Origin of the sequence: Duganella radicis, assembly GCF_009720825.1 — a bacterium.
Classification (GTDB): Bacteria; Pseudomonadota; Gammaproteobacteria; order Burkholderiales; family Burkholderiaceae_D; genus Rugamonas; species Rugamonas radicis.
Window position 1 is genome coordinate 1 of the sequence record NZ_WNKY01000035.1, and the last position, 15,221, is coordinate 15,221.

14 protein-coding genes and 1 pseudogene are annotated in these 15,221 nt (G+C 66.7%); 8 read left to right on the forward strand and 7 right to left on the reverse strand.

The window, feature by feature from the left end; all coding sequences use genetic code 11:
* The 3 genes from GM676_RS23240 to GM676_RS23250 all read right to left on the reverse strand — a co-directional run.
* The coding region (locus tag GM676_RS23240) for a TgpA N-terminal domain-containing protein (protein WP_155466414.1) at window positions 1-1,318 on the reverse strand (1,318 nt) is incomplete at its 3' end.
* Complete coding sequence (locus GM676_RS23245; RefSeq protein WP_155466415.1) at window positions 1,315-2,310, reverse strand: DUF58 domain-containing protein; 996 nt, start codon at window positions 2,308-2,310, stop codon at window positions 1,315-1,317. The genes GM676_RS23245 and GM676_RS23240, both read right to left, overlap by 4 nt.
* Before the next feature lie 6 nt (window positions 2,311-2,316).
* Window positions 2,317-3,237, reverse strand: a complete 921-nt coding sequence (locus tag GM676_RS23250) for an AAA family ATPase (protein ID WP_155466416.1) — start codon at window positions 3,235-3,237, stop codon at window positions 2,317-2,319.
* A gap of 68 nt (window positions 3,238-3,305) precedes the next feature.
* On the opposite strand from GM676_RS23250, the gene GM676_RS23255 reads away from it, so the two are divergent.
* Window positions 3,306-4,232, forward strand: coding sequence for a histone deacetylase family protein (locus GM676_RS23255; protein ID WP_155466417.1), 927 nt, complete (start codon window positions 3,306-3,308; stop codon window positions 4,230-4,232).
* Between the two features lie 31 nt (window positions 4,233-4,263).
* On the opposite strand, the pseudogene GM676_RS23260 reads toward GM676_RS23255, so the two are convergent.
* A pseudogene (locus tag GM676_RS23260) lies at window positions 4,264-6,249 on the reverse strand (OPT family oligopeptide transporter).
* Window positions 6,250-6,377: 128 nt separating this feature from the next.
* Between GM676_RS23260 and ylqF the strand changes: the two are divergent.
* Window positions 6,378-7,301 (forward strand): ribosome biogenesis GTPase YlqF, encoded by a 924-nt coding sequence (gene ylqF / locus GM676_RS23265; RefSeq protein ID WP_229262833.1) that lies wholly within the window; start codon window positions 6,378-6,380, stop codon window positions 7,299-7,301.
* Here ylqF and GM676_RS23270 read toward each other — a convergent pair whose 3' ends face one another.
* A complete protein-coding gene (locus tag GM676_RS23270; protein ID WP_155466419.1) occupies window positions 7,302-8,111 on the reverse strand; it encodes a DODA-type extradiol aromatic ring-opening family dioxygenase in 810 nt (269 codons plus the stop codon).
* Between the two features lie 137 nt (window positions 8,112-8,248).
* Between GM676_RS23270 and GM676_RS23275 the strand changes: the two genes are divergently transcribed.
* The 6 genes from GM676_RS23275 to GM676_RS23300 all read left to right on the forward strand — a co-directional run bounded on the left by GM676_RS23275 (window position 8,249) and on the right by GM676_RS23300 (window position 13,492).
* Window positions 8,249-10,195, forward strand: coding sequence for a TonB-dependent receptor (locus tag GM676_RS23275; RefSeq protein ID WP_170304349.1), 1,947 nt, complete (start codon window positions 8,249-8,251; stop codon window positions 10,193-10,195).
* Window positions 10,195-11,061, forward strand: a complete 867-nt coding sequence (locus tag GM676_RS23280; RefSeq protein ID WP_155466421.1) for a cobalamin-binding protein — start codon at window positions 10,195-10,197, stop codon at window positions 11,059-11,061. Before GM676_RS23275 ends, GM676_RS23280 begins: the two co-directional genes overlap by 1 nt.
* Before the next feature lie 81 nt (window positions 11,062-11,142).
* Window positions 11,143-11,805: a thiol:disulfide interchange protein DsbA/DsbL gene (locus tag GM676_RS23285; RefSeq protein WP_155466422.1), complete on the forward strand. Its 663-nt coding sequence runs from the start codon at window positions 11,143-11,145 to the stop codon at window positions 11,803-11,805.
* Window positions 11,806-11,827: 22 nt separating this feature from the next.
* Window positions 11,828-12,160, forward strand: coding sequence for a hypothetical protein (locus tag GM676_RS23290; protein ID WP_155466423.1), 333 nt, complete (start codon window positions 11,828-11,830; stop codon window positions 12,158-12,160).
* The gene (locus tag GM676_RS23295) at window positions 12,160-12,906 is read left to right on the forward strand and encodes an SDR family oxidoreductase (RefSeq protein ID WP_155466424.1); all 747 of its coding nucleotides are present in this window, start codon (window positions 12,160-12,162) and stop codon (window positions 12,904-12,906) included. Before GM676_RS23290 ends, GM676_RS23295 begins: the two co-directional genes overlap by 1 nt.
* A gap of 103 nt (window positions 12,907-13,009) precedes the next feature.
* Window positions 13,010-13,492: an ester cyclase gene (locus GM676_RS23300; protein ID WP_155466425.1), complete on the forward strand. Its 483-nt coding sequence runs from the start codon at window positions 13,010-13,012 to the stop codon at window positions 13,490-13,492.
* Here the strand turns inward: GM676_RS23300 and GM676_RS23305 are convergent.
* The gene (locus tag GM676_RS23305) at window positions 13,452-14,351 is read right to left on the reverse strand and encodes a LysR family transcriptional regulator (RefSeq protein WP_155466427.1); all 900 of its coding nucleotides are present in this window, start codon (window positions 14,349-14,351) and stop codon (window positions 13,452-13,454) included. The genes GM676_RS23300 and GM676_RS23305 overlap by 41 nt on opposite strands.
* Window positions 14,344-15,204: an efflux RND transporter periplasmic adaptor subunit gene (locus GM676_RS23310; protein WP_371866347.1), complete on the reverse strand. Its 861-nt coding sequence runs from the start codon at window positions 15,202-15,204 to the stop codon at window positions 14,344-14,346. Before GM676_RS23310 ends, GM676_RS23305 begins: the two co-directional genes overlap by 8 nt.
* Between the last annotated feature and the right edge of the window lie 17 nt (window positions 15,205-15,221).

Genomic DNA, 15,221 nt, shown 5'->3' on the forward strand with positions numbered 1-15,221 from the left:
GCTCTCGCGCACCTCGGCCGCCGTCAGGCGCGCGGTGTTCATTTTCTTGATGTCGGCGCCAAAGGTGTCGGCGTTGCGCGCCGACAGCACCATCCGTCGCGCCGGCCGTCGCGCCATCCGCCGCGCCATTCGCACCGCCCGTCGCGCCATTCGCCGCGTCGCCGACGCCGCCCGCCGGCTCGCCCATGTCGCCCGCGGCGGCGCCGGCGACGCTGGCGCGCAATTGCCGCGCCCATGCCAGCGTGCGCGGGTTGTAGCCGGCCGGCAGCTCCAGCCAGCGCGCCATGCGCTGCGGCTGCTCGCCCGCTTGCAGCGTGTAGCTCAGATAGGCGCTGGCGCCGAAGCGCAGGCGCTGGTCGACCGGATCGGCGGTGTACTGCTCCATCTCGTCGGTGTCGCGCAGGCGCTGGCCGGGCAGGCGCAACTCCGGCCCGGCCAATTCCAGCAGCGCCAGCCAGCGCGTGTGGCTGGCCTCCATCGTGACCTCATAGCGCACCGGCTGGCCGCGCGCCTGGACGGCGATCTCCAGCCGTTGCAGACCGCGCTTGCGCGGCACCCGGGTCCAGGTGCGGCCGTCGTAATCGCCCAGCACAATGCTGCGCCAGTACAGCTGCCGCTGGGCCGGCACGGCGTCGGCGAAGCGCACCCGGAAGGCCGGCTCGTCCGACTGCGCCAGCGACGACAGCGAGCCGGGCGCCATGCTGTCGCTCAAGCCGGTCCTGCCGCCCGACGCATCGCCGGGCAGGCCCCATAGCGGTCCCTGAATGCGCGGGAAGCCAATGAACAGCACGGCCGCCAGCGGCGCCGCCAGCGCGCACAGGGTGGCGGCGGTGCGCAGGCGCTGGCGCAGCGGCGGCACGGCGCCGGTGTACTGGAACGACAGCTGCGCCGTCAGCAGCACCACCAGCGTGAGCGCCACCCACAGCGCGGCCGGGATCGATTGCGAGTAGAGAAAATTGGTCAACAGAACAAAAAAACTGAGGAACGTCACCACGAACAGATCGCGCCGGGCGTGCATCTCCAGCAGCTTGAAGGCCAGCAGCAGCGCCAGCATGGCGACGCCGGCGTCGCGCCCCAGCAGCGTGCGATAGCTGGCGTAGACACCGGCCATGGCCGCCATCGCCACCGGCGCCAGCAGCCAGACCGGCGGCATGCGCTTGCCCAGCCACGTCAGCGCCGCGCGCCACAGCAGCGTGAGGCAGCTGAGCGCGCCGATCCACGGCGGCAGATGGGCGAAATGCGGCGCCAGCACCATCAGCGCGGCGGCCAGCAGCAACAGCGTGTCGGCCTTGTCGCGCGTCAGCCGCATGGCCTTCATGGCGCGCCCTCGCGGCCGAACAGGGCGAGCGCGCGCAGGCAACTGGCGCGGTGGGCGTCGCCCAGCGCCGGGCCGTAGTCATGCTGGGCCAGGCGGAAACGGTAGGGCAGGGCGCGCCGCTCGGCCTCCAGCACCCACGCCGCCATGCGCGACAGCTTCTGCTCCAGCCCCATCCGCACCGGCAGCGCGGCAAAGTCCAGACACAACTCGGCCACCGCGCCGCCCTCGAAATGCTTGCTCACCAGCTGCCCGCCCAGCGCCGGATCGTGGCGCGCGATCTGCCGCCACGCCAGATGCCGCAGTGGATCGCCGGCCTGATAACTGCGGATGCCGGCGAAATTATCCAGCCCCACCGTGCCATGCCCTTCCTCGCTGGCCGCGCCGCTCGACGGCAGTGGCGGCGGCGGCGACTCCGGCGCCGGATACACCAGCACCCTGGCGTCCGGCCGCCAGTAACTCCACGCCTTGAACAAGCCCAGCGGAAAGCGCGTCACCAGCCGCACGCGCGGCGCCGCCAGCCAGCCGCGCTCACCGGTGCGCACCGCCAGCGGCAGCGCGCTGGCGCCGCCCGCCGCCACATCGGTCACATAGCGCGGCGCGCCATCCTGCTGAAAGCCCAGCCACACCGCAAACCGGTCGCGCCGGCCGGGATTGAGCACATGCAGCTCGAACCGCGCCTCCTCGCCGGCAAACACCGGCGGCGCGCGGCCCGGCGCCAGTTGCAACTGCGCCAGATTGCTGGCCGTCAGATACATATCGGCCACCGCGCAGGCGCCGGCGAAAAACGTCAGCGCGAAGCCGAGCCCCAGGTTGTAATTCAGCGCGCCCACCAGCATCACCAGCAGCAGCACCGCAAACATCAGCCCCGCGCGCGTCGGCAGGATGAACACGCGGCGCATGGTCAGCACCACCGTGCCCGGCTCGCGGTCGCGCAACTGGAACAGCCACCGGTCGCGGCCCCAGCGGTACCAGGCTTGCAGCGCCGCCACCATGATGGGCTACACCGGCACCGACGCTTGCAGCTGCAAGACCAGATCGCGGCTGGCCAGCGCCACCCCGTGCGCCGACTTCAGCGGCCGCAGCCGGTGCGCGCAGACCGGCACCAGCACCGCCTGCACATCCTCCGGCAGCACATGGTCGCGCCCCTCCAGCGCCGCCCACGCGCGCGCCGCCTGCAACAGCGCGATCGCCGCGCGCGGACTGAGGCCCTCGGCAAACAGGCCGTTGCGGCGCGAGGCCGCCGCCAGCGCCTGCACATAATCGACCAGCGCCGCCGACGCGTGCACCTGGCGCAGTCCCTGCTGCGCCTGCGCCAGCTCGGCCGGCGTCATGGCCGCCTGCAAGGACTTGAGCAGCACCCGCCGGTCCTCGCCCATCAACAGCGCGCGCTCGGCGGCGGCGTCCGGATAGCCGAGCGAAAGACACATCAGAAAGCGGTCCAGCTGCGACTCCGGCAACGGGAAGGTGCCGATCTGATGCGTGGGATTCTGGGTGGCGATCACAAAGAACGGCGCGGGCAGGGCGCGCGTCACGCCGTCGGCGCTGACCTGGCGCTCCTCCATCGCCTCCAGCAAGCCCGACTGCGTCTTCGGCGTGGCGCGGTTGATCTCGTCGGCCAGCAGCACCTGGGTGAAGATTGGCCCCGGATGAAACACGAAGCCATTGCTCTCGCGCTCGTAGATCGAAATGCCGTTGACATCGGCCGGCAGCAGGTCGCTGGTGAACTGGATGCGGTTGAAGCGCAGGCCCAGCGACACCGCCAGCGCGTGCGCCAGCGTGGTCTTGCCCACCCCCGGCACATCCTCCACCAGCAAATGGCCGCCGGCCAGCAGGCAGGTGAGCGCCTGCCGTATCTGCAACTCCTTGCCGACGATGATGTCGCCCACCTGGCGTGCCACGGCATGCAATTTTGTGCTCATGATATGTATGGTAGATTAGCGCCTGAGGGGATTCTATGCGAGAAACAGCTCGCAGCAGTAAACATAACATGACCACAGCCATCTACAGCCATCCCGACTGCCAGCGTCACGACATGGGCGACTGGCATCCCGAGTCGCCGGCGCGCCTGCAAGCGATCGCCGACCAGCTGATCGGATCGCACATCAGCGACCTGCTGGAGCACCGCGAGGCGCCGCTGGTCGCGCTGGCCGACCTCGAGCGTAACCACAGCCCCAACGCCATCGCCATCGTGCGCGACAACGTGCCGGCCGACGGCGACACCTACCCGCTGGACGCCGACACCGCGCTCAACGCCTGGAGCTGGCGCGCGGCCCAGCGCGCGGCCGGCGCCGCCGTGGCCGCCACCAACGCGGTGCTGGACGGCGACATCGACAACGCCTTCTGCGCGGTGCGCCCGCCCGGCCACCACGCGCGCCCGGGCGAGCCGATGGGCTTCTGCCTGTTCAACAACGTGGCGGTGGCGGCCAAGCACGCGCTGGCGGTGCGCGGCCTGCAACGCGTGGCCATCGTCGACTTCGACGTCCACCACGGCAACGGCACCGAGGAAGCCTTCCTGCACGAGCCGCGCGCGCTGATGGTCAGCTTCTACCAGCACCCGCTGTACCCGTACTGCGCGCCGCAGCCGATCACCGCCAACGCGGTCAACGTGCCGGTGCCGGCCCACAGCAAGGGCGACGTGGTGCGCAAGATCGTGACGGAACAATGGCTGCCGGCGCTGCACGCCTTCCGGCCCGAAATGATCTTCATCTCGGCCGGCTTCGACGCCCACCGCGAGGACGACATCGGCGGCATGGGCCTGGTGGAGGCCGACTACGCGTGGATGACCGAGCAGATCATGGCGGTGGCGCGCCAGCACGCGCAAGGGCGCATCGTCAGCTGCCTGGAGGGCGGCTACAACCTGTCGGCGCTGGGCCGCAGCGTGGTGGCCCACCTCAGGGCGCTGGCGGAGATTTAAGCGCCCGATCGCGCGACCGGGCGCATGCGGCCTAGTCTTGCACCGCCTGGCCGTTCCTGGCCGACCAGCGGTACAGGCCCCAGACGATGGCGGTGCCGGCGATCAGGGCGATGGTCATGCTCTGGCCCTCGCTCATGCCGTTGGCGATGGCCAGCGGCTCGCCCTGGCCGGACAGCACGATCAGGCCGGCCAGCGCCACGTTGAACAGGCTCTCGCCGACGATGAAGCCGGACATCACCAGCACGCCGATGCGCTTGGCCGCCTCGCCGCCGGCCCGCTGCTCGACCGCGCGGTCGAACAGCCAGCCGGTGATCGCGCCGATCACCACCGGCGTGATCACCGCGCTCGGCAGGTAGATCGCCAGCCCCACGCCCAGCGGCGGCAGGCTGTACTTGCCGTGGCTGGAGTGTTTCAGCGCGAAGTTGATCAGCACCAGGCCCAGGCCGATCAGCGCGCCATACCCCAGCAAGTCCCATTGCAGGTTGCCGCCGATCACGCCCTTGGCCAGGGTGGAGATCAGCAGCGCCTGCGGCGCCGCCAGCGGCTAGTCGGAGATCGCGTCGAGGTTGGGCGCGCCGACGAAGCCGTTGGCGTGATTCAGCAGCTCCAGCACCGGCGGCACCACGCAGGAGCCGGCCGCCACGCCGATCAGCAGGCCGACCTGCTGCTTCCACGGGGTGGCGTTGACCAGCTGGCCGGTCTTCAGGTCTTGCAGGTTGTCGTTGCCGATCACGGCCACGGCCAGCACCACGGTGGTGACGAACAGCGCGTAGGCGATCAGCGCCTGCGCCACCTCCGGCCCCATCACCGTGCGGCCGACCATGCCCACGCTCAGCGCGGCGCCCAGGATGGTCAGGATGGCGATGCCGGACACCGGCGAGTTGGAGGAGCCGATCAGGCCCGCCATGTAGCCGCACACGGCGGCGGCGAAGATGCCGGCCACCAGCACATAGCCCACGCCCACCGCCACCAGCGGCGCCGACAGCGCGGCCAGCGGGCCGCCTTGCAGGAAGCTGGCCAGCAGCCAGCCAGCCGGCACCAGCGAGATCAGGGTCACCAGGCCGACGATGAAGATCGGCAGGTCCATTTCCGTGCGCTCCAGTACCGCACCCTCCAGCCTGGCCTTGCGCGCGGTGTCCATGGCCGACTTCAGGCCGCCCAGGATCGGCTTGGCCAGGCCGGCCAGCGTGATGATGGCGGCGATGCCGATCACGCCCGCGCCCATCATGCGCACCTGGGTCTTCCAGATGCCCAGCGCGTGGTCGGCCACCGCCACCCCGGCCGCCAGCGGCGTCAGATTGCTCATCAGCGGCACCAGGATGCCCCAGGCGATGATCAGGCCGGCCAGCATGGCGATGCCGACCGTGATGCCCATCAGGTGGCCGGCGCCGATCAGCGCCAGCGAGCTCGACGCCCCGATGCCGGTGGCGCCGGCGCCGGTGCGGAAGAACACCGCCACCTCGCCGGCCATCAGCTTGGCGGCGCCGCCGGCGGCAAACAGGGCCGAGGTCAGGCTGCCCCACACCACGGCGCGCAGGCCGGCCTTGCCCTCGGCCGCGCCTTCGCGCGAGGCCATGCCGACCTTCAGCACCTCGGCCGCGGCCACGCCCTCGGGGTAGGGCAGATCGGACTGCGACACCAGCGCCCGGCGCAGCGGCACCGTGTACATCACGCCCAGCACGCCGCCGACGGCGCAGGCGCCGAAGGTGGGCCAGAACGGCACGTGCGCCCACCAGCCGATCATCAACAGGCCGGGCAGGACGAAAATCACCGACGCCAGCGTGCCCGCCGCCGAGGCGATGGTCTGGACGATGTTGTTTTCCTGGATGGTGGCGTCCTTGAAGGCGCTGAGCAGCGCCATCGAGATGACGGCGGCGGGGATGGAGGTGGCGAAGGTCAGGCCGACTTTCAGGCCGAGGTAGACTTGGGCGGCGGTGAACACCAAGGTGATCAGAATGCCCAGAATAATCCCGCGAAGGGTGATTTCCTTCGGGTTGAACGGTGCAGCTATGCTCATCTTCAGCACTCCGGAGTTATTGTTTATGTAATTAATGGTTCAAAGCGCCTCATGATAAAGGTAAAATAGCGGGTTGTCAGAACGTTTTTGAAGGTCACAGCATGTCGATACAATGGTACCCGGGGCATATGAACGCCGCCAAAAAGAAGGCGGCGGAACAGATGGAGAACACCGATCTGGTGATCGAAGTGGTCGACGCGCGCCTGCCCGAGGCCAGCACCAACCCGATGGTGGAGGAGCTGCGCAAATTCCGCCAGCGCCCGTGCCTGAAAATCCTCAATAAAATCGACCTGGCCGATCCGGCCGCCACCGCCGCCTGGACCGCGTACTACAACGCCCAGGACGGCGTGACCGCCTACGCCATGACCACCAAGAAACCGGCCGACGTGGCGCGCATCCCGGAGCTGGCCAGGCAGCTGGCGCCGCACCGCGGCGTGCCGACCAAGCCGCTGCGCATCATGATCATGGGCATCCCCAACGTCGGCAAATCGACGCTGATGAACGCCCTGCTGAAAAAGCGCGTGGCCAAGGTGGGCGACGAACCGGCCGTCACCAAGCAGCAGCAAAAACTCTACCTCGACAAGAACACCATCCTGGTCGACACCCCCGGCATGCTGTGGCCGAAGATCGCCCTGCCCAGCGATGGCCTGATGCTGGCCGCCAGCCACGCCATCGGCGCCAACGCGCTGATCGAGGAGGAAGTGGCCGAGTTCCTGGCCGGCGAGCTGCTGGCGCGCTACCCGGACCTGCTGGTGGCGCGCTACGGCTTCAAGGAGATAGAAAAAATGGACGCCATCGGCGTGGTGGAGGGCGTCGGCATCAAGCGCGGCTTCCGCCAGAAGGGCGGCGACCTCGATTACGAAAAGGCCGCGCACACCTTCCTGGGCGACTACCGCAGCGGCGCCCTGGGCCGCATCTCGCTGGAGACGCCGGACACGCGCGACGTGCGCCTCGCGGCGCACCAGGCCGAGATGGCGAAGAAGGCGGCCGAGAAAGCCGCCATCGCCGAAGAAAAAGCCCGCGCCGCCGCCAACGGCAAGCGCGGTACTTGATCACGCCGCGGCCGCTTCGCCGAACCTGAAGCTGCTGACCGCGAGGCCGCCCATGAAGGCGTCTTCGTGATACGGCACGGCGGCATCCTCATTCTCCGCCGCGCCCAGCACCACCATCAAGGGCAGCAAATGCTCCTCGCGCGGATGCGCCATGCGCGCGGCCGGCGCCCGTTCCCATTCCAGCAACTGCGCGCTGCGCTCCCGCGGCGGCAAGGCCATGGTCTTGCGCAGCCAGTCATCAAACGCATGCGACGCCGCCGCACCCGCCGCGTTGAACGCGCGCAGGTTGTGGAAACTCAGCCCGCTGCCGACAATCAGCACGCCCTGTTCGCGCAGGGGCGCCAGCAAACGGCCCACCTCCAGGTGCGTCAGCGGATCAAGCCCATATTTGAGCGACAGCTGCACGATCGGCACATCCGCCTGCGGATACACCGGATACATGGCGCTGAACGTGCCATGATCGAAACCGCGTTGCGGATCGAGCAGCGCCTTGTGGCCGCCGGCTTCCAGCAGTTGCCGCACCTGCGCCGCCAGGTCCGGCGAACCGGGCGCGCGGTACTGGACCTCGTAGGTATGCGGCGGGAAGCCGCCGTAGTCGTAAATCATCGGCGGTTGCGCCGCCGACGACAGCATGAAATCGCGGCCCTCCCAGTGCGCCGTAATCACCAGCACCGCCTTGGGCGTCACGCCGATCTGGCGCGGAATATCGCGCAGCGAGGCATCCAGCTTGCCGTACAAATGGCCGACCTGGTCCATCATGAACGGCCAGGGGCCGCCGCCGTGCGACAGGAAGTAAGTAGGTAGTTTCATAGAGAATTCCTTTCAGTCTTCACTATAAGGACGCATCCCTCCGCAATCAATGCTGTAAATATAGATGGATCATATCTAAAAACTGAATCAACTTGTCACGCGTATAATGTCGGGGCCTAAATTTTGAAAGACTGACCATGACCGTATTCCGTCCCTGCCTGCTGGCCGCCGCCGTTACCCTGTGCTTTGCCGCGCAGGCCGAAGACTTTGGCAGCGTGACCGTCACCGGCGCGCGCTTCGAGGCCGACCCGGCGCTGGCCCCGATCGGCGCCACCATCATCAGCGCCGACGAGATCCGTCGCTCCGGCGCCAGCGACGTGAATGCCGCCATCCGCAAAGTGGGCGGCGTGTACGGCCGCCAGTCGCTGGACGGCAGCCCGGACTTCGGCCTCGATCTGCGCGGCTTCGGCACCAACAGCAGCCAGAATCTGGTGCTCGTGGTGGACGGCGTGCGCCTGTCGGAAAATGAACTGAGCAACGCCATCCTGTCGACCATCCCGATCGACACCGTGGACCACATCGAAATCACGCGCGGCGGCGCCAGCGTGCTGTATGGCGACGGCGCCACCGGCGGCGTGATCAACATCGTCACCAAACGCCCGAGCGCCAACAGCCGCCGTGGCAGCGTGTTCGTCGAGGGCGGCCAGTTCCACGCCGGCGAAGTGCGCGTCTCCGGCGCCCAGGCCTGGGAAAACTTCGCGGCCGACGCCACGCTGGACCACCAGCGCAGCGACAACTACCGCGACAACAACGACTTCAAGCAAACCCATTTCAGCGGCGGTGCGCAATGGTTCGCCAACCAGTTCGACCGCATCGGCTTCCGTTACGAAGGCGCGCGCCAGGACATGCGCTTCGCCGGATCGCTGAACGAAGCGCAGTTCAGCGCCAACCCGCGCCAGACCAAGACACCGGACGACAACGGCTCGCTCGACAGCGACCGCCTGACCGTGTTCGGCCAATACCGTGTGGCTGGCCACGACCTCGCCGCCGATCTGTCGTACCGCAAGAAGACCGTCGAAGCGGCTTACATCTCCAGCGCCGGCGCCTACCACACCACCTACGAAAGCAAGACCTGGCAGTTCTCGCCGCGCGTGCGCAAGCTGGGTGCCATCAACGGCATGGTGAACGAACTGGTGGCCGGCATCGACTTCATGAAGTGGGAGCGCACCGGCCTGGCCGACTTCGCGGGCTTTGCCACCTCCAACGCCGACGCCAGCCAGAAATCCAAAGCGCTGTATTTGCGCGACGAACTGCGCTTCGATGCCGCGCACGAAGGCCGCATCTCGGCCGGTGTGCGCCGTGAAATCTTCGACAAGGACTTCACCGATCCGCTGGCCGGCGCCGGTTACAACATCGTGCAGGGCCTGAATGCATGGGAACTGCAAGCCAGCTACATGCCGGTCACCGCGGTCACCGTGTTCGGTAAACTGGGGCAAAGCTACCGCGTGGCGAATTCGGACGAGAATGCCGTCACGCCAAAGCCTAACAAGCCGCTGGCGGCGCAGCAGTCGCATGACGCGGAGCTGGGCCTGAGCTACGCCAACGCCGTGCAGAAGATCACCGCGCGCGTATTCCGCCACAACCTGACCAACGAAATCTTCTACGACCCGACCATCAATGGCTTCGGCGCCAACACCAACCTGGACCCGACCCGCCGCCAGGGACTCGAGCTGGATGCGGAACAGAAGATCGACGCCGCATGGGCCGTCAGCGCGCACTACCAGCACGTGCAAGCCAAGTTCCGCGCAGGCGCCAACAACGGTAAGGAGATGGTGCTGGTGCCGAAGAATACCCTGAGCGCCCGCCTGGCCTGGACCGGCGACGGCCAGAACGCCGACGTGGGTGTGCAGTGGGTCGACCAACAGCGCTACGGCAGCGACTTCACCAACACCTGCTCGGCCGAGATGCCGTCCTTCACCACGCTGGACGCACGCTATGCGCGCCAGTTCGGCCAGTGGGAGTGGGCTGTGTCGGGCCAGAACCTGACGGACAAGCGCTACTACTCGCAAGCCTTCGGCTGCAAGGACGGCATCTATCCATCGGACGGCCGCCAGCTGAAAATCTCGGCGCGCTACGAGTTCTGATGCGCCGCGTGCTCATGATGCTGGCGCTGGCCGGCGGCGCCGCGCAAGCCATCACGGTGCGGGACGACGCCGGCAACAGCGTCACGCTGGCCAGGCCGGCGCAGCGCGTGATCTCGACCGCGCCGCACGTCACCGAACTGCTGTTCGCGGCCGGCGGCGGCGAGCGCGTGGTCGGCGCCATGAGCTACAGCGACTACCCGGAAGCGGCCAGGCGCATCCCGGTGATCGGCAGCGATGCCCAGATCGACATGGAGCGCCTGCTGGCGCTGCGCCCGGATCTGCTGGTGGTCTGGCAAACCGGGAACACCGAGCGCCAGCTGGCGCAGCTGAAAAGCTTGGGCATCCCGATCTTCTACAGCGAACCGAAAAAGCTGGAGGAGGTAGCCACCAGCCTGACCCGCCTGGGCCAACTGCTGGGCACCGAAGCCACCGCGCAAACGGCCGCGCGCGACTATCGCCAGAAGATCGCCAGATTGACCAGCACCTACGCCCAGCGCCCGCCGGTAAAAGTGTTCTACCAGATCTGGGAAAAGCCGCTGTTCACGCTCAACGGCGAACATATCGTCAGCGACGTCTTGCGCGTGTGTGGCGGCCGCAACGTGTTCGCCGGCCTGAAAGTGACGGCGCCCTCGGTCAGCACCGAGGCCGTGTTGCAGGAAAATCCGGAAGCCGTGATCGGCGGCGAGCGGCATGACGGCCAGTCCGGCATCAATATCTGGAAGCCGTACCAAGGCTTGCTGGCGGTGCAGCGCAACAATCTGTTCATGCTCGACAGTGAACTGCTGGTGCGCGCCTCGCCGCGTATTGCCGACGGCGCGGCCGTGCTGTGCGAAAAACTGGAGACAGCCCGGCAGCACCGGCCTTAAAGCCAGCTTAATACCTGGGCCGAAGCGGGGAAAAAGTGGTAATCTGCCCGCGTTTGCCACTTATCTCATTGAAGGATAGATATGCGTTTCCTGAACTTCCTGCGTCCACTGCTTGCCACCGTTGCCTTCATGGCCGCCGCCGCCGCCGCCGCCGCCGCCGCCGCCGACTTCAAGGATGGCCTGGACTACAACACCGTCAACGGCCCGCGTCCTGAAACGGGCAAGAAGGTCGAGGTACTGGAATTCTTCATGTACCACTGCCCGCACTGCAATGCGCTCGATCCGCTGCTGGCCGACTGGGTGAAAAAGAACAGCGACAAGATCGTCTTCAAGCGCATGCACATGGGCGACGACGCGCAAGCCAAGGCTTTCTACACGCTGGAAGCCATGAACATCACCAACCTGCACGAAAAGCTGTTCCACGCCATCCACGTCGAGCGCAACCGCCTGAACACCGACCAGGCCTTGCTGGACTTCGTGGTGAAGAACGGCGTGGACAAGACCAAGTACCTGGAAGCCTTCAACTCCTTCGGCGTGCAGACCAAGCTGAAACGCGGGCAGCAGGTGGCAACTCAGTATAAACTGGATAGTGTGCCGGCACTGGTGATCGACGGCCGCTACACCACTTCGCCGGCAGTGGCGGGCCACGGTCTGACGTCGGCCGACGCGGCGCACAAGGTCATGTTCCAGGTGGTGGACAGCCTGGTGGCGAAGTCCTTGCAGGAACGCGCCGGCAAGAAGTAATCAAGGAAGGACGGGTATTGACATGAAATTCCCAAGAAACGAGCAAGAGGAGGCCGAAGGCCAGGTCATGAAGATTTACAAGGAATCTTCGCCAGCGCTGGAGAACCTGTTTGAATGGGCCTACATCAATCATCTGGCGTGGAGCCTGGTGATTGTATTCCTGGGCGTGATTTTCTGGCTGTGCGTGGCGCTGGTGAATGCCGAGAACCAGCGCAATGCGCTGCTTACCAAGCAGTGCATGGACCCGGTGTTCAAGACCGAGCTGGATAAAAAATGCCTGCGCACCGTGCAGTCGCGCGAGCACTGGTGGCAGCACCTGAGCTACGCGCTGAGTCACCTCAGCCCTGACAAGTAATGAAGCAGGTGATGCTGGTCACCGGCAGCAGCCGGGGCATCGGCGCGGCGACGGCCTTGCTGGCCAGTCGCCGCGGTTACGCGGTGTGCATCAACTATCATAGCAACGCCGCTGCGGCCGAGCGCCTGCGCGCGCAGATCGTGGTCGAAGGCGGCGAAGCGATTGCAGTGCAGGCCGATGTCGGCGTCGAGGCGGACGTATTGCGGCTGTTCGCTGCCGTCGACGAAGAACTGGGGCCGCTGACGGCGCTGGTCAACAACGTCGGCGTGCTGGAACAGCAGGGCAAACTGGCCGATATGCCGGCCGAGCGTTTGCAGCGCGTCTTCAATACCAATATTCTGAGCTACTTCCTGTGCAGTCGCGAGGCGGTGCGGCGCATGTCGACCGCGCGCGGCGGGCAGGGTGGCGGCATCGTCAACGTGTCGTCCGGCGCGGCGCGCCATGGTGGCGGCAATGTGTACATCGACTATGCGGCCTCCAAGGGCGCGGTGGATGTGATGACGCTGGGGCTATCCAAAGAGGTCGGTCCGGAAGGCATCCGCGTGAACTGCGTGCGGCCTGGCATCATCTACACCGACATCCACGCCAGCGGCGGCGATGCGGACCGTGTCAACAAACTGGCGGCCACCGTGCCGCTGGGGCGTGGCGGCCAGCCGGAGGAAATCGCCGAAACGATTTTATGGCTGCTGAGCGAGCAATCCTCCTACGTCAGCGGCGCCATCATCGACGCCGCTGGCGCGCGCTGATCTTCCATCTTTCGTTGAAGGTGCTTCAAGCGCCGACCGCATTCCCCTGTCGGCGGGCGGCGCGGACAATGGCTTCCTTTCACTCCACGAAAGGAAGCCCACCATGAAAGCCCTTGTCCTTGCCAGCCTGCTCACCGCCAGCGCCGCCCACGCCGACCCCGTAGCCGACGCCGCCCGCACTTACGCCGCCTTCTGGAACACCGGCGACCCCGCGCTGGCGCAAAAAGCGCTGGCCCCCAACTTCATCGACCGCACGCTGCCAGCGGGCCGTGAGCAAGGCCCGAACGGCCCGCTGCAAGCCTCCAAAGCCTTCCGCGCCGCCGTGCCCGACCTGCGCGCCGAGGCCACCCACATCGTCCCAAACGGCGACCACGTCACCGTGCGCCTGCACTTCACCGGCCACTTCACCGGCAAGTTCGGCGAAACCCAAGGCCAGGGCCAGACCATCGACTTCCAGGCCTTCGACCTGTATCACGTAGTGGATGGCCGCATCGCCGAAAACTGGCACCTCGAAGACAACCTCACGTTGCTACAGCAAATGGGTCTCATGTCAGGTCCGCAAAGCGCTCCTGCAAAAACGCAATAAGCTGTGCGATGCGCGGCGGCTGATAGCGGTTGCGGTGATAGAGAAGATTGAGCGGCGCACTGTCCGTGAAATACTCGTCCAGCACCGTCACCAGCCGTCCGCAGCGCAGATCGTCCGAAATATCCAGAATCGACTTGTACGCGTAGCCCTGGCCCGCAATCGCCCACTTGCGGATCACCTCACCGTCATTGCTCTGCTGCGTGCGTTGCACGCGCACCGACAGGCGCTCGTCGGCTTCATCGTTGCTGCGATAGCGCCATTCCTGCATCGGCCCGAGCGCCGTCACCAGCACCAGCGTCGGCAGACAGGCCAGCGCTTCCGGCGTGGCGGGGCCGCCATCCTTCGCGATCAGCGACGGCGCCGCGCATACCACGCGCCGGCTGGGCGCCAACACGCGCGCCACCATCTCGCTGTCCGCCAGTTGGCCGTAGCGCAGCGCGAGGTCGATATCGTCCTGCACCATGTTGGCGGTGTTGTCGGTCAGGGTAAGCGCATATTGCACCTCCGGATGCTGCGCGCGGAATTCGTCCAGCATCGGCAGCAGCACATTGCGCCCAAGGTCGGACGGCGCGGAAATCTTCACCACGCCGCGCACCGCGCCGGTGCCGGCATGCAGGCTGGCCTCGGCCTCCGCCATCAAGGCCATGGCCTGCTCGCTGAAATGCCGGTACAAGCGGCCTTCCTCGGTCAGCCGCAGCTGGCGCGTGGTGCGCTCGAACAGCTTGACCTGCAAGGACGTCTCCAGCCGTTGCATGCTGGCGCTGGCCGCCGCCGGCGACAAGCCATGCTTGCGGCCAGCCGCCGAAAAACTGCCCAGCTGCGCGGCGTCGAGGAACAGGCGTATCAGCTGGCTATCCATGGATCACCACCGAGCAGGTGGTGCCGGCCACCAGATCCAGATCCTTCGGCTTGGCGTCAATGTGGATGCGCACCGGCACGCGCTGCGCCAGCCGCACCCAGTTGAAGGTCGGGTTGACGTCGGCCAGCATTTCGCGGCCCATGTTGGCGTCGCGGTCGGTGATGCCGCGCGCGATGCTTTCGATGTGGCCCTGCAGTTGCGCCGCGCCGCTCATCATGTGTACTGCCACCTTGTCGTTCACCTTCAGCAGCGGCAGCTTGGTTTCTTCAAAGTAGCCGACCACGTAGAACGACTCGCTATTGATCAACGCCAGCTTGGCCGACCCGACGGCGGCGAAATCGCCCGCATGCACATTCAGGTTGGTGACATAACCGGTGACCGGCGCCCGCACCACGGTGCGTTCCAGGTTCAGCTCCGCCAGATTGCGCGCCGACAGCGCGGCCTGATATTGCGCCGACGCTGTACCTGCCGCGGCTTCGGCGGTTTCCTTGCTCTCGGCCGAGACGATGGCGTTGTCCAGGCCCGCGCGGCGCCTGGCTTCCTGCGTGCGGCGGCCTTTTTCCACCTGCTGCGACGCCAGCATGGCCCTGGCCTGCGCCAGTGCGTTTTCGTAGCGCGCCTTGTCGACCACGAACAGCACATCGCCTTTCCGCACCAGTTGGTTGTCGTGCACCAGAACTTCGGTCACGGTGCCTGCGACATCGGCGCTGATGTTGACCACGTCGGCCTTGATGCGGCCATCGCGGGTCCATGCGGATTCTATGTAATGGTCCCACGCCGAGCGGCCCATCCACAGGGCCGCCGCCAGCAACAACAGGGTCAGGCAAAATCGGAAAATTTTAGATGCGCTCACAGAAGGCTCTCTTGGTT

Coding starts and splice junctions, on each gene's coding strand:
- GM676_RS23245 (WP_155466415.1), bottom strand. CDS start 2,310: ATGGTGGCGGCGCTGCAAGCCTGGTACCGCTGGGGCCGCGACCGGTGG.
- GM676_RS23250 (WP_155466416.1), bottom strand. CDS start 3,237: ATGAGCACAAAATTGCATGCCGTGGCACGCCAGGTGGGCGACATCATC.
- GM676_RS23255 (WP_155466417.1), top strand. CDS start 3,306: ATGACCACAGCCATCTACAGCCATCCCGACTGCCAGCGTCACGACATG.
- ylqF (WP_229262833.1), top strand. CDS start 6,378: ATGAACGCCGCCAAAAAGAAGGCGGCGGAACAGATGGAGAACACCGAT.
- GM676_RS23270 (WP_155466419.1), bottom strand. CDS start 8,111: ATGAAACTACCTACTTACTTCCTGTCGCACGGCGGCGGCCCCTGGCCG.
- GM676_RS23275 (WP_170304349.1), top strand. CDS start 8,249: ATGACCGTATTCCGTCCCTGCCTGCTGGCCGCCGCCGTTACCCTGTGC.
- GM676_RS23280 (WP_155466421.1), top strand. CDS start 10,195: ATGCGCCGCGTGCTCATGATGCTGGCGCTGGCCGGCGGCGCCGCGCAA.
- GM676_RS23285 (WP_155466422.1), top strand. CDS start 11,143: ATGCGTTTCCTGAACTTCCTGCGTCCACTGCTTGCCACCGTTGCCTTC.
- GM676_RS23290 (WP_155466423.1), top strand. CDS start 11,828: ATGAAATTCCCAAGAAACGAGCAAGAGGAGGCCGAAGGCCAGGTCATG.
- GM676_RS23295 (WP_155466424.1), top strand. CDS start 12,160: ATGAAGCAGGTGATGCTGGTCACCGGCAGCAGCCGGGGCATCGGCGCG.
- GM676_RS23300 (WP_155466425.1), top strand. CDS start 13,010: ATGAAAGCCCTTGTCCTTGCCAGCCTGCTCACCGCCAGCGCCGCCCAC.
- GM676_RS23305 (WP_155466427.1), bottom strand. CDS start 14,351: ATGGATAGCCAGCTGATACGCCTGTTCCTCGACGCCGCGCAGCTGGGC.